General features: G+C 48.1%; 16 protein-coding genes. 3 read left to right on the top strand and 13 right to left on the bottom strand.

Translation table 11 applies throughout. From position 1 onward, the window contains the following. Positions 1 to 207: 207 nt before the first annotated feature. Positions 208 to 1,329, top strand: a complete 1,122-nt coding sequence (locus B7991_RS12720; protein WP_254917972.1) for a GGDEF domain-containing protein — start codon at positions 208 to 210, stop codon at positions 1,327 to 1,329. A gap of 155 nt (positions 1,330 to 1,484) precedes the next feature. Here the strand turns inward: B7991_RS12720 and B7991_RS12715 are convergent, their stop codons facing one another. The 4 genes from B7991_RS12715 to B7991_RS12700 all read right to left on the bottom strand — a co-directional run bounded on the left by B7991_RS12715 (position 1,485) and on the right by B7991_RS12700 (position 4,622). Further along, entirely contained in the window at positions 1,485 to 2,588 is a 1,104-nt protein-coding gene (locus B7991_RS12715; RefSeq protein ID WP_088631157.1) for a VWA domain-containing protein, read from the bottom strand. Between the two features lie 397 nt (positions 2,589 to 2,985). Further along, positions 2,986 to 3,306 carry an AzlD domain-containing protein gene (locus B7991_RS12710; protein WP_088631156.1) on the bottom strand — a complete coding sequence of 107 codons (321 nt, stop codon included), beginning with the start codon at positions 3,304 to 3,306 and terminating at the stop codon, positions 2,986 to 2,988. Continuing rightward, positions 3,303 to 4,013, bottom strand: coding sequence for an AzlC family ABC transporter permease (locus B7991_RS12705; protein ID WP_088631155.1), 711 nt, complete (start codon positions 4,011 to 4,013; stop codon positions 3,303 to 3,305). Before B7991_RS12705 ends, B7991_RS12710 begins: the two co-directional genes overlap by 4 nt. Positions 4,014 to 4,178: 165 nt before the next feature. Next, on the bottom strand, positions 4,179 to 4,622 hold the full coding sequence (locus tag B7991_RS12700; RefSeq protein WP_088631154.1) for a hypothetical protein: 444 nt from the start codon (positions 4,620 to 4,622) through the stop codon (positions 4,179 to 4,181). A gap of 33 nt (positions 4,623 to 4,655) precedes the next feature. Here B7991_RS12700 and mltG point away from each other — a divergent pair, with 33 nt between their 5' ends. Continuing rightward, on the top strand, positions 4,656 to 5,732 hold the full coding sequence (gene mltG / locus B7991_RS12695; protein ID WP_088631153.1) for an endolytic transglycosylase MltG: 1,077 nt from the start codon (positions 4,656 to 4,658) through the stop codon (positions 5,730 to 5,732). A gap of 277 nt (positions 5,733 to 6,009) precedes the next feature. Here mltG and B7991_RS12690 read toward each other — a convergent pair whose 3' ends face one another. The 8 genes from B7991_RS12690 to B7991_RS12655 form a co-directional block, all read right to left on the bottom strand. Further along, positions 6,010 to 8,265 (bottom strand): patatin-like phospholipase family protein, encoded by a 2,256-nt coding sequence (locus B7991_RS12690; RefSeq protein ID WP_088631152.1) that lies wholly within the window; start codon positions 8,263 to 8,265, stop codon positions 6,010 to 6,012. After that, a complete protein-coding gene (locus B7991_RS12685) occupies positions 8,237 to 9,244 on the bottom strand; it encodes an ATPase, T2SS/T4P/T4SS family (protein WP_088631151.1) in 1,008 nt (335 codons plus the stop codon). Before B7991_RS12685 ends, B7991_RS12690 begins: the two co-directional genes overlap by 29 nt. An 11-nt stretch (positions 9,245 to 9,255) precedes the next feature. Continuing rightward, positions 9,256 to 10,902, bottom strand: a complete 1,647-nt coding sequence (locus B7991_RS12680; protein ID WP_088631150.1) for a type IV pilus twitching motility protein PilT — start codon at positions 10,900 to 10,902, stop codon at positions 9,256 to 9,258. After that, complete coding sequence (locus tag B7991_RS12675; protein WP_088631149.1) at positions 10,899 to 11,702, bottom strand: ABC transporter permease; 804 nt, start codon at positions 11,700 to 11,702, stop codon at positions 10,899 to 10,901. The genes B7991_RS12680 and B7991_RS12675 overlap by 4 nt, the downstream gene beginning before the upstream one ends. Next, on the bottom strand, positions 11,689 to 12,600 hold the full coding sequence (locus tag B7991_RS12670; RefSeq protein WP_088631195.1) for an ABC transporter ATP-binding protein: 912 nt from the start codon (positions 12,598 to 12,600) through the stop codon (positions 11,689 to 11,691). Before B7991_RS12670 ends, B7991_RS12675 begins: the two co-directional genes overlap by 14 nt. 20 nt (positions 12,601 to 12,620) lie before the next feature. Beyond that, on the bottom strand, positions 12,621 to 12,938 hold the full coding sequence (locus B7991_RS12665; RefSeq protein ID WP_088631148.1) for a hypothetical protein: 318 nt from the start codon (positions 12,936 to 12,938) through the stop codon (positions 12,621 to 12,623). A 210-nt stretch (positions 12,939 to 13,148) separates the two neighbouring features. Then, the gene (locus B7991_RS12660) at positions 13,149 to 13,673 is read right to left on the bottom strand and encodes an FISUMP domain-containing protein (protein WP_073423721.1); all 525 of its coding nucleotides are present in this window, start codon (positions 13,671 to 13,673) and stop codon (positions 13,149 to 13,151) included. Between the two features lie 182 nt (positions 13,674 to 13,855). After that, positions 13,856 to 15,217 (bottom strand): RNA-binding domain-containing protein, encoded by a 1,362-nt coding sequence (locus tag B7991_RS12655; protein WP_088631147.1) that lies wholly within the window; start codon positions 15,215 to 15,217, stop codon positions 13,856 to 13,858. 543 nt (positions 15,218 to 15,760) lie between these two features. On the opposite strand from B7991_RS12655, the gene B7991_RS14710 reads away from it, so the two are divergent. After that, a complete protein-coding gene (locus B7991_RS14710; RefSeq protein WP_141099879.1) occupies positions 15,761 to 17,329 on the top strand; it encodes an FISUMP domain-containing protein in 1,569 nt (522 codons plus the stop codon). 130 nt (positions 17,330 to 17,459) lie between these two features. Here B7991_RS14710 and B7991_RS12645 read toward each other — a convergent pair whose 3' ends face one another. After that, positions 17,460 to 18,215, bottom strand: coding sequence for a geranylgeranylglyceryl/heptaprenylglyceryl phosphate synthase (locus B7991_RS12645; RefSeq protein WP_088631146.1), 756 nt, complete (start codon positions 18,213 to 18,215; stop codon positions 17,460 to 17,462). Positions 18,216 to 18,252 lie beyond the last annotated feature (37 nt).

The raw sequence follows: 18,252 nt of genomic DNA, 5'->3' as shown, positions 1-18,252 counted from the left end.
AACTTCCTTTCACCAAATAACGCGAGGCTAGAAAACTAAAAACAAATCAAAAGAAATCGTCGAGAGAAATTTCAAAAATGGTTTTGTTTTCTTTTCATAAAGTCTTCATACGAAAAGCTTTCAAATAATTATATTTCTTTTCAAGGTTAGGTTGCGAAAATGTCTTATCCAAGCTTAATAGAAATCAATATCATTTGCATAGCAGTATTGCTCATTACACTGCTACAGTTCAGGGATAGCATTCTCAGGCACCTCGAAGAGCGCATTCTCGGTTTCACCATCATCGACACCATCATCTATATCGTGTTGAGTACCGTGACCAAGATGCTTTACTCGGTCCACATGCAAAGCGACCTGTACTCCAGTAACCAGAAAATTTGCGTCATATACGCCGTTCTTTACGCACTGAGCTTGAGTTCTTCGCTTTTACTTGCGCAATTGTGGTTCTCGTTCATCTTCCTCCGCATCCGCAAGAGCGTTTACTCTTACAAGCACCTGTTCCCGCTTTTTTCGACACCGAGCATTATTGGCATTTTCATTTGCATTGGCATCAGCATTTACGGTTTTACAAATGACTGCCACACGACGTCACTCCAGTTCAGGCGCCTTTTACCGTTCCTTATCGGGCTGAACTTCATTTACATCTTCGCCACAATGTTCCTCGGCATCCAACATGCCATTACGCAAAAGAACTCCACCAACCGAAAAGAAGCGTTCTACCTCTCGTTTATCGCCTTCGTGCCAAGTTGCGCTTGCATTATCCAGTATTTCATTCCAGACGTTCCGCTCACCGATCCGATTTTCGCCCTCACGCTCCTACACGTCTACGTTACACTTTTGAAGTACAGAATCACATCTGACCCGCTGACTGGCGTGAACAACAAAATTCGACTGGTCGATTACCTCCAGTACATCACGCAGCACCAGGACCCGAGCAAGCGACTCTTCCTTCTCGTTATGGATGTGGACTATTTCAAGGAAATCGTGCGCAACTTCGGCTACGAAATGTCTGACCGCGTGATTGCAGACCTCGCCTCTTTCTTCAAGCGCCAGTGCAGAGGGCAAAACGCCTTCCTCGCAAGGACTAGAGAGAACCAGTTTTCGATTGTCATGGAACGCGATGAAGTTTCTGAAATCGAAGCCTTCTGCCAAAAGCTCGTACGCGAATGCGACCGCGACAGCATGCAATCTGACATGACTTCGTGGAAGATTTCGTTTAGCCTGCACTACGCCGAAATTTCAAACATCTCTACGAGCAATATTTCGCAGATCTTTGCCGAAGCCAAGAAGAACTGCTACAAACCAGAAACACCCGCCCCGAAGGACTAAAAACTTAACTGGATTCTTCGGGCTATGCCCTCAGAATGACGAAGGCAAACATCGTCATTCTGAGCGATGAGACAAAGTCTCAAAAGCGAAGAATCCAGTCATTTCTTGAAACTAGACTTTACTGGATGGGGGCAAGCCCCATGACGAGCTGGCCCTTACGGGATTCTCACGAATCTTGTATTTGCGAGGATGAGTTCCAGCAAAATGAGGAGCGCCCCGACCAAAAGCCACGGGTAGAATTTTTCGGCATAGCGTGCGTAAGCGATCGTCTCGATTTCCGTCTTTTCGAGTTCATCAATTTCAGAGTAAATCTTTTCGAGTTCGGCCTTGTTTTCAGCACGGTAGAAACGTCCACCCGTCTTTGAAGCAATCGCCTTGAGCACGTCTTCGTCGATGCCTTCTTCAGGCGTAATGTCGCGTTCGCCCCAGGAGATTTCACCCGTCCACGGGTTCTGCTGGAACGCAAGAATCTTGCCATTCTTTTTGCCGACGCCAACCGTATAAACCTTCACGCCCAGAGACTTCGCCACTTCAGCGGCGCGCACCGGCGGAACGACACTTGCGTTATCGCGGCCATCGGTCAAGAGAATCACCACACGGGACTTGGCATCGGACATCTTGAGCCTTGCAAGCGCGTTCATCAAGCCATCGCCAATAGCGGTCCTATTATTCACAAGCGTATCGCGAGCGAGGTCGTCACTAGCCTTCAAGATTTCAAGCAATGAACCGTAATCCATCGTGAGCGGGCACTGCGTAAACGAACGGGCGCCAAAAGCCGAAAGGCCAATGCGGTCGCTATGGCGCTTGCCAATGAATTCGGCAATCACGTCCTGAGCGTAACCAAGACGACTGTATTTCCAATATTCACCGCGCTTCAAGATACGTTCGGCATTCATCACGCCAAGCTTTGCCTGTTCGGTACGGGTAAGCATGTCGAGAGTCCCCATAGAGCCCGAAACGTCAAGCGCAAGCATAATGTCGACACCATCCGTCGAAGTGTATTCGACTTCCATCGCGTTCTGCGGGCGGGCAAGCGCCACCACAAAGCAAACAAGGGCTGCCAAACGGAGCGCAGGGACAATATGCCTAAACTTCACACGACGGCTAGGAACCGCCTTCTTTGCAAGTGCAAGCGCCGGGAACTTGATCGTACTCTTACGACGCTGCTGGCGGTAAACATAAAGCGCAATCAACAGCGGAACAAACAACAACAGCCAAAAGGCTTCGGGATTTTGAAAATGAAGGGCTCCAATATCCATTTCAGCTCCAAAATAACGAAAAACGGTAAATTACACGCAAGAATATACAATTTAGTGGCTGTAGAAACATGCTTTTCACATTCAGAAAAAACGAAATTTTCCAAAAAGCCCCTTTTTTACGTGAATTTCTAATCAAATTCATCTTTTTTTCACGTAATTTCACAATGTTATATGTAATATATTCTGTATTTTCCCAAAGATTCCATTCTTTAGGAAGGCCATTTAGCCCCAAACAAGTATTCACGCACTCAAAAAACAGAAAAAAAGACTCACAAGCAGACATTTTTAAGCACATTCATTTATGTTGTCGTTAATTTTACGTGAAAAAATCACAAGCAAACCTCATTTTCACGTAAAAAACGGCAAAATTTCAGAATTTGCCTTTCAAATCCAAATTCTACAAGAGCATGAGCCCGTCGACGCCGAGCACGGTAAGGCAAGAGACCGCAGCAACAGTCACAAGGCCACCACCGAGGAGCGATGCGACCACAGCGGCAAGGAGCGCGCAGGCGCCCGTCAAACGGCTATCTGTTGCAAAGAAGATGGCAGGCACGGTCATCGCACTGAGCACCGTGTACGGCACGTAAGCGAGGAACGAGCTCCAGAACACGCTTTTGAGCTTCTTGCGCAGCAAAATGAACGGCACAGCACGCAAGAACAGCGTCACGCCAGCCATCACGAGCAAGTAAATCAGGTAAGTCTGCATGTCGATCTTCATTTGGCCTCCTCGTCATCTGCATTGACGTTTTGCATCGGGAAGAGCCACGCCGCAACAAAGGATGCTACAAGCGCGCAAATGATAATCGCAAAACCGACAGACACGTCGCTCAGCGGCGGGAAGAACTTAAATGCGCAACTGAGCGCTACAGCAATAACGACGGCAAAAACCGTCGGGCCATGCACCTTCATCTGCGGCACGACAATCGCCACAAACATGCCATAAAGCGCAACGCCAAGGGCGTTCGTCACCATCGCCGGGAGAATTTCACCACAAATGGCACCAACCATCGTTCCAAGCGACCAGCCAATGTAAGGGAGCGTCGAAAGTCCAAGGAAATATATCGGCGTCACGCGCTTCTGCGACATCGCCACTGCAAAAATTTCATCCGTAATGCCAGTCGCGAGCAAAAGGCGCTTCACCGTACCAAAGTCCGGCGAAACCTTCTGGGAAAGTGAAATAGCCATCAGCGAATAGCGGAGGTTGATAAAGAACGTCGCAAGCGCCATCTCGATAAACGTGCCCGCGGCATCAGCCATAATCTGAAGCCCGGCAAACTGACCTGCCGAGGTCAAGTTCGTCATGGATATAAGCGTCACAAGCGGCCACGAAAAAATTTTCGAGCCAGCGATACCAAACGAGAACGAGACCGCAAAGTAGCCAAGTCCAATCGGGGAACCGTCTTTTAAGCCCTTCAAATAACTCATGGGCGCAAAGATAGCATTTTTAAGAGACTTTCGGGGGATTTATGCAAATATTTAAATACATGCAATTTCTGTAGGTAGTTGGATTACGGGCAACCTGCAGAACTTAGGGAATAAAAAAAGCCCGCAGCGTTAAGCCACGGGTCAAACAAGCTTGAATGTCAACAACTAGTTTTCGTTGTTGCGGATTTCAATCTGTTCACGGTCCATCGTGTGCTGAAGGTATTCCTTGAAGTCACGGTCGATGTTCACACCGTCGAAGTCGATGTCGTCGTTTTCCAACACGAACACGGCGCTCGGGTTATCAAGCCAGCCCACGATGTCCACGTCTTCCAACTTCATGGACTTGTCGCCAGCCTTCTGGGCAACGTATTCAATCTTGGACTTCGGAACCCAGCCCTGACCGCAGCTGCCCTTCACGAGGACTTCGGTATCGCCTTCCTTCAAGACTGTCAGTTCGTCGTTAAAGCCAGCCGTGCAGACAACAGAGCCACCATCTTTTTCTTTGGTGAGTTCCACATCGCCAAGCTTGGACTTAACCTTCTTGGCTGCGAAGGAAGAAGCAACCAGCAAAGCGAAGGCGACAAACATAATTTTTTTCATCATTTTCATAGCGAATCCTCAAAACAAGGGAAATATTCAACAATGCAATACGAATATACCTTTTATTTTGCCAATCCGTTGCATTTTCTTTTAAATTTTTACGCAATGAAGAAGATTTTTTCAATTACCGCCATTATCCTCGTTTTAACCGCTGTTTTTGCGTATTTCCACGTAAATCAACGGTTGAGCGCCGTTTCACTCAACGAAAAAACCGTCATTTTGGAGATTCCAAAGGGCAGTTCCCCCACAAAAGTTTTACAAATTTTACACGAAAAAGGGGTCTGGACAGACGACCTGGCGTTCAATTTATGGTGCAAATTGAACAAACCGGCCCTCAAGGCCGGCTGGTACGAGGTTCCTGCCCACCAGACACTCGACGAGCTGACTGAACTCTTCGAAAGTGGCAAAAGTGCAGTCCGCAAGGTGACCATCCCCGAAGGTCGAGCCTCCTGGGAAATCCCCGCCTACCTTAAAAAGAGCTTCCCGGACCTCGACACGGCCCGTTGGAACAAACTAGTCCAGGACCCGAAGTTCGCCCATTCACTCGGCATCGAAGGGAACTCCCTTGAAGGCTACCTGTTGCCAGATACGTACCCATTCGCCATCAACTCCGACGAAGAATCCATACTGCGACAGATGGTCGCCGCCAACTTTAAGGTCCGCGACGAGATGAAACAGCGCAAAGGATCCAAGTGGGAAACGCTTGGCAACTGGCACCGCGTGTTGACACTTGCAAGCGTGGTCGAAGAAGAAACGGGCATTCCGGACGAACGTCCGCTCATTGCAGGCGTGTTCCACAACCGCCTCCGCATCGGCATGCCGCTCGGGGCAGACCCGACAGTGCGGTTCATCTTCAAGAACTTGACAGGCCCGATCTACAAAAGCCAGTTGAATAGCGACAGCCCCTACAACACCCGAAAGTTCCCGGGACTCATGCCGGGCCCTATTTCAAATCCGGGTCGCAAGGCCATCGAAGCAACGCTCTTCCCCGACAAGACCGAGGCACTTTACTTTGTTGCAAAGGACGACGGTTCGCACACGCACTTCTTCAGTACGAACCTCGCCGATCACAACAAGTATAAGGATGTCGCCGCCAAGAACCGCGGCGAGAAGAAGTAAGTTAAGTCAAAACAAGAATTGACTGGATGGGGCAAGCCCCAACTCCTTGGCTCGGTCATGCCCATGCAAGCATGGTCGCGACATTGACGCTTCGCGTCTTGCTAAACGGCTCAGCCATATTTGTGCAAGCACAACTGCGGCATAGATGCTTCGCATCATGCTATCGGCTCAGATATAAGATAGCAAGCTATCTTGCATCTCTCGCCTTAAGGCATTTTCGCCTTGGGGCATACTCGCCTTTTGAGTTGTCTTCGCTGCGCTCAGGATGACGTCTACACTAAAACAGATTGTAGTCGCCGATACGGATAAAGTACCTATAGTCCTTAAATCGTTTTAAATCGCCGAAGTTTTCCGTATCGACAACGCGGTTAAGACCGGCATAAACCGTGAAAGAGCGATACTTATAGCGGAGTGCCGGTTCAAAGACAAACTTATTTGGGTTCAGCTTTGCAGTCGCCTTGTCTTCGAAATCATGGACATAGGCAAACGAGAGCCAGGCACCAAAGCCATAACGCTGGACACCGCCGTTCATGCGCAACATCGCATAGCCATGCGTGGCAAGTTCCGGATCCAGATAATCTTCGGACCATGGTGTAGCCGCCACATGCAAACGATAGCGGTCTTCCATCACGGCATTTTCAAAAGTCGTGGGGAACTTGAAATGCCCATCACGATAAGCGTCAAAACCCACTGCCGCCCCAAAAGTCACTGAAGAGTTACGAGTCGGAGCGCAGGAAATCTTTCCATCAAAAGCGTAAATGCCGTGTATCGGCCCTCTCTGATGGAAGCCATAGCCAATCAAGTTCATGCCAACATAGGCGTTAGCCGAATAGCCATTAGACGCAAACCAAGGATTGTCATCACCCTTCAACAGAGAATACCGAATACTTTGCGTTGCCGGATTCGTTTCGTACTTGCTGACATATTTGAATAAATCTTCCTCTTCGTAGTACTGGTCACTAGGGAATGGAGGCATTTTAAAATCGCGGCTGCCAAAAAGGAACTTGACCTCGACAGACTGCATGTCATCCAACGCATATCTTGCCGACAAGAAGAGGTCATTGCGCTTTTCATACACAATCCGATTTTCGTCCAGGATGTAATCCTTTTCGAACGATTTTAAATATTGCAGCTTCATCAAGTCATAGCCAAAGCAGAACTTCCATCGGCGGCTAATCAGGTTAGAAATTTCAAGGCGCGGGCGGAATCCGTAAGACGCAGTACCATAAAAGCCCGCAAGTTTCAGATTTATTTCCATCTGATTTACGTAATTAAACGTCAATTCACCATAGGCGTTAGCGCCGTTTACATTAGAGCCAAAACCACCGGCCGCCACATCAAGCGTCGGATGAACGCCCACATCAATCAATAGCCCGCCATCCGGCTGCATATTGAACGAGACCGTATCGTATGGGACCTTGGAGGCGATGGCATAAGCAAAATTTCTCGGAGCATCAAAACCCGTATCTTGAGGATTCCAGTAAGAAAGGACAGACGAATGGAGTTCCGATGACAGGCTGTCAAAAACCGGATTAAACGCAAACCAGGCTTCGGACTTTTGCTTTTCGGTGTATTCCCTACGCCCATCGACGACCGGGATAATATCGCGCAAACGATGCTCCACCGCCGAGAACCCCGCCTGAATCATAGACTTTCGGGAAGTATCGCGGATGGAATGCGGCCTGATGAAAATGCCCTGAGCATTCAATTTCGACAAGGCGTTTTTCTTGAGCATCTGCATCTCGGGATTTCCATCAAGTTCATAACGGACGGGATCGGAGATCGCAATCAGCGAAGTCTCTTGCTGATTTTTAGATGATGGCACAGCCAAATACGGGCAAAGTTCCCCGGACTTACCGTTCCCCGCAAGCGGAAGCGATGCGACAATATCGGCATAAGACGGATTTTCAATCACGCTATCGCAAGTGAGAAGCGTAAAAGGGATACGAAAAGAACCGCGTTGGCGATAAAGAGATTCCTCAAAGCGGAGCCGCGAAAGCGAACGTTCAATGGAGGCGGTATCAGGGACAAGCGCATGCATGCTGCGATAGACATTCCCTGCCGTATCGGCATAGAACGAGAATCTTTGGCGAAGCGACGGGATTCCATCAACGGAAACAGGCAGGCCAAATGCATCGTGCTCTGTCTTTGCATTAATAGAATTCACCCCTAAATAATCTGCAACATGCGGGTCTAGCATCAGGCGCTGGATATCGTCAATCGAGACACCTAGCGACCACAAAGCCCCCATCCAGGCGCCCCACGATGTGGCGACAATGGAATCGACAGGAATCTTGTATTCTTCCAAAGCGTACAGGACACCCAAATGATACCACGGAGAATGTTCGCCACCGCCAAGGTAAAGCACCGATTTTGCTTTTTTAGCCTGTAACGAATCAGGCACCAGCTGCATAGCACTCAAAAGCGTTTCATCAGCGGAATGTGCCGCCTCTACAGGCGCCACATAAACAGAGGCAATAGCCGCCGTCAAAAGGAGCGTTTTTTTAAGCCAGCCGTGCGGGATTGGAAACATACCGACCTGCCTCTGCAGCAGTCACATAATTCGAGCGAACAAGTTCGGCCAAGCAATCATCCATCAAGAGCATGCCTTCGGATGCGGAGGACGCCATCACGGATGGGAGTTTGAATTGTTCGCCATTGCGAATGTGAGCTGCCACGTTTTGCGTGTTAAAAAGGATTTCCCAGGCCGAAACTGCGCCACCGCCTTCAGCTGCGGAAGGCAAAAGCCTTTGCACAACGACAGCCTTGAGTGCGGCCGCAAGCATCGTACGGACAAGGTCGCGATTTTCGGGAGTAGCTGCAGAAAGGAGAGCATCGACAACGCCAACGGCGTTACCCGCAGTCACGTTCATGACCACTAGAGCGCCCGATTCTGCGGCTCGCAAAATGGAAATCAATGACAAGCCGTCAAAATCGCCAAGCCAGAAAAGATCTGTTCCGCTGCGAAGGCCTTGTTCCAGCTTTTCTGAGGTCGAACCAACCGTATTCACAAGCTTTAAGCTTTCGCCCGTTTTCACAGGCAGTTCATGACTTTCGTCCAAATCGCAGAACCGCAAAATGCCAGAACTGCACAAAGCCGAAACATAAGACGTCGCCGAGACCGTTTTTCCAGAGCACGCTGGCCCTGCAAAAATCACGAGACCGGAACTAAGACCAAGCAGGCTATCGAGAGCCGCAGGCGCGCCAAGCGCTGTAAATTCCGGGCATTCGGCCATGAGCGGGCGGAAAATTGCCGCATTGCCAAGCGCTTCGCGGAAGTACTTTACGCGCCACTTGGAGTTCACCCAAGGCCCACCGACAAACGTTCCCGATTCGCCATCGAGAGCGCCCAAAAATTCAAGCAAAGAACCAAACGGGAGTGCAGAAGATTCAGGGACCGCACAGACGCGACCCGCAAAGCGGACCGCCGAAGGAGCGCCCTCAGTCACAATCAATTCGCTTGCCCCGATGTTCAAGGCGTATTCCAAAAGAGATTCAATTTCTGATGCCATGATGAACCTCGCTAAACCTTGCGGTAAGACGCAAAACGGCGGCTGTCGTTTGCACGTTTCCAGGCTTCGTTGCCTTCGATGTAACCGGATTCTACGCACATCTGCAAAGAATCGTCGAGCGTAATGCCTTGGTCTTTCTGGTTGCTAATCGCAGAGAGGATCTGCGACACATCGCATTTGCGGATCATGCCCGCAATCGTCGACGTGACTTTCATCGCTTCGGTGGCAAGCACAAGTCCCTGGTTTTGCACTGCAGGAATCAAGTGCTGCACGATAACGCCCTTGAGTTGTTCAGCAAGTGAGCATGCAAAGGCGCTGCGGTTCTCGCTCGGCACAGACATGAGGAGGCGCGAAAGAAGCGCGTTGATATTGTTACCGCTCGCGACAGCAAATACGAGAGCGCCCGCGTTCGAAGCCTGCATGAGCAGAGAAAGTTCTTCCATCGTTTCGAGATGGTCAAAGAGAATCACGTCGGCGCCGGTGCGAATGGCAAGTTCGATGCCAGCGGCACCGGAGCGCACATGCAAGCCCACTTCACGTTGGGCGATGGAACCGTTCGGATTCTGGAGCAAGCGTTCAATCGGCTTTTCGACCGTCTGGATGAACACCTGGCGATTCGCAGCAATGCATTCGGCAAAGGCGGTCATCGTCGTGGAGCGGCCGCTCGACGACGGGCCCGCAATGAGCACAAGCCCGCTATTGAGCGTCGCAAACTGCATGCTGAATTCGGGCAAGTAAAGATTCTCGAGCGCCACCGATTCCATCGGAATGATGCGGATGGAAATGCTCGGCGTGACGTCGTTCCACGTCACGGAAATGCGGGCACGACCAACACCGGGGAGGGCAAAAGTCTTACTGAAATTGCGACCGATTACAATCTTGTAGCCGTCCGCAAAACCTTCGGCAGCTTCGGCCAGGCGGTCCATCAAATGCGTTTTTTCGAGCACCTTTTCGGATGCGATAAAGAGCTTGCCGGACTGGCGCATGGTTATCTGGCGGTCGGCGTAGAGATAAACGTCCGTGACGTTAAACTTGCGAGCGTAAGCGATGATTTTTGCAAGCGGCGTAATCGGATGCAAGACATCGGGAGCTTCGACAGCTTCGCCTTCGCCGGTTGCAACGGCGAACTGCGACGGAAGTTCTTCGGTCGCAGTTTCTTCGGCGGGCGTTTCGCTTTCGACCGGAACTTGCACGCTCGCCATGCTCGTAGTTTCGAGACCTTCGACTTTTTCGATAACGACCGTCGAAGATGAGGCTTCGCCGTAAAGGCTGCTGTTGCCTTCAATTTTTATGGCAGGTTCTTCCGCCGGCTGCGGAGCAGGCGCGGCAGAAACTGCTGGAGCAGGCTGCACAGGGGGTGCAGAATGCGCCGGAGACGAAGGTTGCGCTGGCGTTGATGCGGAATGCGCGGGAGCTGCGGCAGACGCAGGTGCCGCGGGCTTTTCTGCAGGTTTTGCAGCGGGCTTCGCGTTTTTCGCTTCGAGGTTCTTCACAAACGCGAGAACCTTATCGTACATGGACTGTTTCAAGATTCCCGCACGAACAAGAACCTGACCGATATCCATCGAGTCGGAGATTTCGCCCCAGTGGGCCTTGACCTGGTCCTCGGACACAACCTTGTTGTGCACAAGGACCTTTGCCATGTACTGATTTCTCATAGGAAATCCCTCCGGCTAAACCACCAACTTGCGATGGCTAAGAACACGCCGATGTAACCGAGTGCATAAACGCTGTTCCAGAACACATACATGTCCGGGAGCGCAACCCCATGCACCACATAGTTCGTCACGTTAAAACGATAAAGTCCTGGGAATACGGCGTGAATCACGACCGCCGCCTTTTCAAGAATTGCAGAAGATGCTCCCTGCAGTTCGCCCATGCGGCTTGCAAACTTGACCTGTTCCATAAGCTGGTCGCTCAAGTGGCCCGCAAAATAAACGCCAAGCGTAAAGAGCGCCGAGAGCACCGTGCTACTGAAACTGCTGAACAGGAGTGCAACCGCAATCACAACCGCCATCTCACAGAAGATGAGGTAGATTGCCGTCAAGAGGCTAAGCGTCGGGCTAGAATTTGTAACCCACAGAATCGCATAATAGATTCCCGTGAGGAGCACGAGATGCACTGCGACAACCGCCAAAAGCCCAAAGTACTTGCCCACGATAAACGCTGCACGGCTAATGGGTTTTGACAAAAGCGTGAGCACCGTACGGCGCTGGATTTCCTTTTGCACAAGGCTAATGCCCACGAAGATGGAAATCAAAAGGCCCGAAAGGCTCATCACCGAAAGCGTCGTGGACTTGATGACATAAGCGCGATCAAACACCGACCACTCGCCAAGCACAATGCTAAAAAGCGTAAGTGCAATCGCCAAAAAGCCAATGTTATAAAGAATCTTGTCGCGAATGGATTCGCGGAACGTATTGAGGGCAATAATGCCGATATGCTTAAGCGTCTGCACGGGCAATTTCCTCCGTCAAAATATCTTCGAGACTCGGACGCTTGTGGTCCATCTTTTCTACGGCAATCCCGTTCGAGAGGCAGAAACCGAGCAAACGGTCACGGGCGACATCGTCAGCGCAGATGTATTCTTGCGGGTGACCGGTAAGCGTTACACCGCGCGGCAAGTCCGCTTCCAAAATTGCCTGACGCGTACGCACATGGTATTCCACGCCGCAGGATTCCGTGATTTCATCGACGGTCCCTTCGCGGACAATCTTGCCATCGACAATCATCGCCACGCGGTGGCTGATGCTTTCCACGTCGCTCAATAAATGGCTCGAATAGAAAATCGTCACGCCATCGCGGTTGAGCTGCTGGATAGCCTCGCGCACGTCGCGGCGACCCATCGGGTCCAGGCCGCTCATCGGTTCGTCAAGAATCAAAAGCTTCGGCTTGCCAAGAATCGCCTGGGCAATCCCCACGCGCTGCATCATGCCCTTGGAATACGAACGCAAGCGGCGGTCGATCCAGTCCTTGTTCGCGTGCAAAAGTTCAAGAGCCCAGCCAATGCGAGACTCGAGTTCGGCCCCCTTGAGGCCCACGAGCTTTCCGTAAAAGCGCAAAAGTTCACGGCCCGAGAGGTAATCGTAAAAATACGGCTGTTCCGGAGAATAACCGATGTACTGGCGACTCTTCACATCGCGCGGGCTGATGCCGTTCACAAGCACCTTGCCCGAATCAAAATTCAAAAGCCCCGTCAAAACCTTAATCGTTGTAGACTTGCCAGCGCCGTTAGGCCCAATAAATCCATACACCTTGCCCGCTTCGACTTTGAAGCTCACGTCCTTGAGCGCAAGCTTCGGCTTCATCGTAAAGCCACTGCGGTACGTCTTGTGCAGGTGCTCAATTTCAATCATCAAATCGCTCATACACGCAATCACTTGTTAGAATTTTCGTCGGAATCGCTAGCCGCATCTTCGCTAGACTCATTATCAGAATCGCCGAGGCCTGCCGCCTTATAGGATTCTTCAATTTCTCGACGGCGGCGGTCTGCCTTTTCCTTTTTATTGACAAAAAAGTAAATGACGGCACCGATCAAATACACGATAATGCCCGAATAGAAAATCGGGTTGATAGATCTGCCCTCAAGACCGGGGAAAACGTTCAAAATAATTTCGTGGCCAAAAAGCGAAAGCAGCACCAAGATAAAACCGAGCGCCCTAAGCACGTGAGTGACAATCACAATTTTTTGCATCGTAAACCTCTAAACGATGCCGTACAACCCGCACGGCATTCACATTTTGAATATATGTATTTATAGATGAAAAAGGCGAGCGAAATCGCGAATATCGTGCGATTTTAAGCGAAATACACGCAAAAAAGGCCTTGCGACGGGATGCCACAGGGCCTTCTTGTTATGATTCAGCTAAGAGGATTGTGTTTTAGCGCATTGCGGGCGCTGTAGTTATTTCGCCTTGACGCAACGGACGGAGGCGGCGATGGTCTTGTTGTAATGTTCATACGTTACTTTGTCCTGTACGCGGACCATCACAGCGCGGGATTCGTCGAATGCATCAGCAGTCCAGAAGCTTGCGCTCACGTTTTCGTCAGCGAACTTGCCATCGTAATAGCGGAAGCCATCCTTACCAATGTTGAGAGCCTTGAGATCGGCCTTTTCAAAGTCTGCCTGTTTTGGGAGTTCCCAGCCTGTGGGGCATGCGTCATTAGCGGATTTCCAATCGTAGAGGCGGCCATACTTTTTGCAGTTGTCGAGGTTATTGCCGTAGCAGTAACTGGAATCAAAATTCAGAAGGTTGGCGTTTTCAGCCATCCACACGCGGCCACCCGTTTCGACGGTGGAATAGGTCTGGCCTTGGCATTTGAGCGTCTTGGCGGATTCATCGTAGTGGCAGTTTTCAACTTTTTCGCATGCAGTAAATGCAATTGCGGTTACAAAAAGAGCCAATACGGCAACGAACTTGAACTTCATATGTTCAATCTCCTTAAGATTGTTTTGGGCACCTCCATTTCTAGAGGCTGCCATTAATGATTTTTTCAAGAGCTCTTTTTTTCGGGCACAAATGTAGATGGAATTAGCCGTTTTGACTAATACTTTCTTTCAATAAGATTCATAATTTTTATTGATGAATTAAGAAAATTCTATAAGACAATTTAAATCGTTTGGGATGTACTAAGGATTTCCCAATAGCCTTCCTTTTTTCCATTTCGTCGCGCAATAACATTGGCTTTCTTCATCTTGTTGATATGATAACGAATCCCATCAATTGTGATATTGCCAATAATTTCAGCCAATTCTTTATTTGTTACAGAAGGCCGCTCTCTGATAATTTCAAGAATCTGACGTGTTTTGTTATCGGTAGTCTTATCGGTAGTCTTATCGGTAGTCTTATCGGTAGTTCTCCGCGCGAAAACACTAACTTTTAGCCCACTCCCTACAATTTCGAATTTTGGAACACTAAGTCCAGCAGCACGGAACAATTCGATCACACGCGTAACACCCGATCCATACTTTTCAATTTCGCCTAACTGATGAAAATGATTGGCTATAGCCTTGTTGCGAAGAGTTGAAAGATACTGATTATTCAATAAATCTTCAACATTCATACCATCCAACAATCGACCAGGATTAAAAAATTCAATATGATCTGAAAACACCTTAACACATGATTCAGAAGGAGATCGATAATCTCGATGCACTACCATATTTAAAATCAGTTCACGTAGCGCATCTAAGGGATAATCCCAAACCAAATCATTTTCTGGCTTACCCGTAATCACAACAGCGCAATTTATATGTTTCTTAACAAAATTGAAAATTCGCTCAACCTGACTTACCAAATCGCCCTGCGCTTCATCTCGATCCTTAATAACCGTCGGAGTCTGAAAGAATCCCATTTGGACAGCAGTATTCATATGCCACTCTTTGGCGAAAAGCATCTCAGCCGCAAAGGTTAATTTACCGTTCCTTAACAATCGATTCTTTCGTAAAAAATCTAGAGGATCTTGAGAAACGTGATATCCACGTTGATTTATCCGTTGAATACTCTGTTCTACTTTTTCAAGCGAAATATCATTTAAAGAACTAGAATCATCCAATACATAATCCCAACTTGAATTTTGCGTCTGAAGCATGCAATCACCTATTTCCGCAGGAGTCATAATATGATTGCTGTTTTTATGACGCATAAAGCAACGCCCCTGAACTGCCACTGGTTTTACAGCACTTTCTCGAACAACTATAGCTATTAGATTTTTCCCTTTATATTTAAAGGACTCCACATCAGGAACTTGCACCGGCTCTGTTTTGCTTTTTATTTCATTAATCCATTGTTGCAAACTTTCTGCACCTAATTGTAAGCCATGAACTTTTTCACTCGATTTAAGCCCAATAATTATGGATCCACCATGCTTATTCGCAAACGCACATACGGATTCTATAACCTCTTGGTTAAAAGAAGACTTAAATTCTATTTTTTCATTTTCTCCTAACGTTATCAGCTCCTCAAAGTTCACTTAAAGCACCTCATTTTTTTCCAAACAGCCTGCCGTTGTCATCAATATAATAAAAGCATTTGCAACACAGCAAGAGGCCGCAAATACCGATTTTGCGAAATAAACTTCCTAATTAGAGTAGATAATTATTTTCTTTTTCGAAAAGAACACTTTCATCACTAAAAAAATATGGTATATTTATTTTGACGTTAAGTTTTTTTTCACAAAAGAAATTTAACGGTTATAGCAGATACCTTTTGCTGAAGGAATTCTTTAAGCGCATTAAGAAGGAGCGTTATAGGAAAACCCCAAATTGTATTTGCAAATAGATTTTAGAGTTCGCTCTTATTCTAGCAATTGGAAAACGACCAAAATTTCAATCCTCTAGGAATAAGGCAGAGCACTCACACCTCGTGGTGTGGGTCGTTTGTGCCTACTAGAAGGAAAAGGTTTCTTGGTCGTTACCTCAATTGCTGTGGGTGCTTGCGATTCCACACTTTTTTATTGGAATCAAGCACCCATTGTAAGGGGAACTCCGCGAGTTTTTTAACCACGGAGGTCAATATGAAGAAGACAAACCTAATCACACTAGTAAGAAACATCATTCTTACATTTCCACTATATTCCGCTGCATTTATTGGTTGTGGCGAAGAAGTTACCGAAGTCACAAATGTGACAAATGAAGTAACGGGAATGGAGCAAGTCAAAAAATATTCAGACTTGCCCAAATGCTCTTCTGATAATTTCGGTTTGATATACTACGTATCAGACTCTGCCAAAGTATTTTACTGCAACGAAAAGAAATGGCTAACACTAAACGGAAGCAACGGAAAAGATGGTTCAGACGGTAAAGACGGCAAGAACGGCACCAACGGAAAGGACGGCGTTTCTCCCGTATTGTTCGATTCAGCTGGGAATTATATCCCAGGAAACGGCGACTCAATTACCGTTGTGATAAAAAACTATGGTAAAACCGTTACGGGGCTAGGGGAATGCACTTCCAAACGCGAAGGCGAAGTTGCACATTTAGACTCTGTAGACAACCCCCTATATTACATCTGCAAGTCCAAATCATGGAAAACAGCGACACCGCTTGAATATGACACCTATAAATGGGCAGACACAACTGATGGTGCGTCAAAATTAGGAAAAGTCACCAAGAAAATGTACGTTTTCGACAAGACTAAATGGCGTGCAGCAATTGGTGCAGAAATCGAACTAGGACTATGCATTGAAAAACGTACTGGCGAAGTGTCTAAATATTACGAAGTTTATTTTACATGCAACAACAGGCAGTGGAGTCCTTCGACTCTGCTTGAGTATGATACTTACGGGAAAGACTGCCTAGAAAACGGATCTATTGATAGCGGTAAAATTTTTCCCTATAACAAGTATGTGTGTGATAGAGGAATGTTTAGATTCGCCATGCCAATGGAATTAGCTATAAAGCAAGGATGTTCTAGCTACAACAAGGGCGAAAAGGTCCAATATCAGTATTCGAATTATGTGTGTGACCCAGATTCGAGTATAGCATGGAATGTTTACTACAATACCGATTTGTGGTTTGCAGATAGAGATTCATCTGGGTGGAGTTTCGATTTTGACCATATAAACATGGGAACAATGAAAGACCCCCGTGATGGCAAGGTATACAAAACCGTAGGGCTGAAATCACAAATGTGGATGGCAGAAAATTTGAAATATGAACTGAAGGGGAGTTACTGCTATCACGATAGTTTGAAGTATTGTGATAAATATGGAGTATATTACAAAGAGTCTTCAATTTCGAAGGCATGCCCCGAAGGATGGCACGTTCCAACAGCAATAGAATGGGGAGTATTGTTTAGTTTACCAATTACGCAAAATCCGGATGGATTGTGGATAGACGGCGAATACAAATTTAATTATGACGCAACAGGTCCTTGCCGTTCAGAATCAACATACAACGGACATACCACAGTAAATTGGTATGATAACGACTGTGCTGATGGATATTGGACATCGAGTAAAGGTGGAGATTACTATTTAGTGACATCCATTAGTAGTGGTTATGGTTATTATGAGTATACGACTACAACGGTTTATGATAATAATGAAGTTCGTCAAATTCGTTGCATTAAAGATACGGAATAAGATACCGCCATTTTAAATAAATTCAAATCGCCCTGACTCTTGTTGGGACGATTTTATTCGTAAAGCCAAAGCCACCTATTTGAAAAGAAAAAAAACATGAGATCCTTCGACTTTGCTCAGGATGACAGCACTAACCCTTTACATGTATAGCCGAAGCAAATTCTTTCAAGAGTGCAGGATCGTTGACTTTTTCCCAGAGGGTGCCTGTCACAATGATCTGGGCGCCAGCGGCAACGCGGACGGCTGCAGTCTGCGGGTCCTTGATTCCACCACCGGTGATAATCGTCATTTCGGTCGCCTTGCGAGTGTAGGCGATGTGTTCGACCGGCACAGGTTCTTCTGCACCGCTACCGGCTTCGAGGTAAACGTAACGCATGCCCATGAGTTCTGCAGCGATGGAATTCACCATGCTGAGCTTCGGCTTGTTGGCCGGCACCGGCATCGTATTGCTGATGTATTCGACCGTCGTGCGCTTGCCACTGTTAATGAGCTGGTATGCCGTCGGGATTGCTTCCATGTTGAGCGCACGCACGAGGGCGCCACCGCGCACCTGTTCATCAATAAGGTAGTTCGGATTGCGACCGCTCACGAGCGTCATGAAAAGCATGGCATCAAAGCCAGGAACAACCTGAGAAGCGCCACCCGGGAAAAGGATTACCGGCAAGTCGACTGCGGCCTTAAGGGCTGCGACCTGTTTCGGGAGCGTAAAATTGCCGAGGTAAGAACCGCCGACCAAGAGCAAGTCCGCACCATTTTCTGCAGCCATCGAGCCAGCCTTGACAAAGGCGGCCTCGTCCGAAGTATCCGGATCCAAGAGCACCGCAAAAAGTGCGCCGCGCTTTTCGATATCAGCATTCAAACGGAGTTCAGTCTTACCAGGTTTCATAACAATTCCTTTTCACACATAATGCGCTAGATAGAGT

It is taken from the genome of Fibrobacter sp. UWB3, from assembly GCF_002210405.1.
In the GTDB taxonomy this organism is placed as follows: domain Bacteria; phylum Fibrobacterota; class Fibrobacteria; order Fibrobacterales; family Fibrobacteraceae; genus Fibrobacter.
The sequence above is the reverse complement of the archived record's forward strand: the minus strand, read 5'-3'. Positions and strand labels throughout refer to the sequence as shown.

Bases quoted from the DNA above. Each gene is read 5' to 3' on its own strand.
- mltG (WP_088631153.1), top strand. From the start codon at position 4,656: ATGCAATACGAATATACCTTTTATTTTGCCAATCCGTTGCATTTTCTT.
- B7991_RS12700 (WP_088631154.1), bottom strand. From the start codon at position 4,622: ATGAAAATGATGAAAAAAATTATGTTTGTCGCCTTCGCTTTGCTGGTT.
- B7991_RS12660 (WP_073423721.1), bottom strand. From the start codon at position 13,673: ATGAAGTTCAAGTTCGTTGCCGTATTGGCTCTTTTTGTAACCGCAATT.
- B7991_RS12680 (WP_088631150.1), bottom strand. From the start codon at position 10,902: ATGAGAAATCAGTACATGGCAAAGGTCCTTGTGCACAACAAGGTTGTG.
- B7991_RS14710 (WP_141099879.1), top strand. From the start codon at position 15,761: ATGAAGAAGACAAACCTAATCACACTAGTAAGAAACATCATTCTTACA.
- B7991_RS12710 (WP_088631156.1), bottom strand. From the start codon at position 3,306: ATGAAGATCGACATGCAGACTTACCTGATTTACTTGCTCGTGATGGCT.
- B7991_RS12690 (WP_088631152.1), bottom strand. From the start codon at position 8,265: ATGTTTCCAATCCCGCACGGCTGGCTTAAAAAAACGCTCCTTTTGACG.
- B7991_RS12665 (WP_088631148.1), bottom strand. From the start codon at position 12,938: ATGCAAAAAATTGTGATTGTCACTCACGTGCTTAGGGCGCTCGGTTTT.
- B7991_RS12670 (WP_088631195.1), bottom strand. From the start codon at position 12,600: ATGATTGAAATTGAGCACCTGCACAAGACGTACCGCAGTGGCTTTACG.
- B7991_RS12705 (WP_088631155.1), bottom strand. From the start codon at position 4,013: ATGAGTTATTTGAAGGGCTTAAAAGACGGTTCCCCGATTGGACTTGGC.
- B7991_RS12645 (WP_088631146.1), bottom strand. From the start codon at position 18,215: ATGAAACCTGGTAAGACTGAACTCCGTTTGAATGCTGATATCGAAAAG.
- B7991_RS12685 (WP_088631151.1), bottom strand. From the start codon at position 9,244: ATGGCATCAGAAATTGAATCTCTTTTGGAATACGCCTTGAACATCGGG.
- B7991_RS12715 (WP_088631157.1), bottom strand. From the start codon at position 2,588: ATGGATATTGGAGCCCTTCATTTTCAAAATCCCGAAGCCTTTTGGCTG.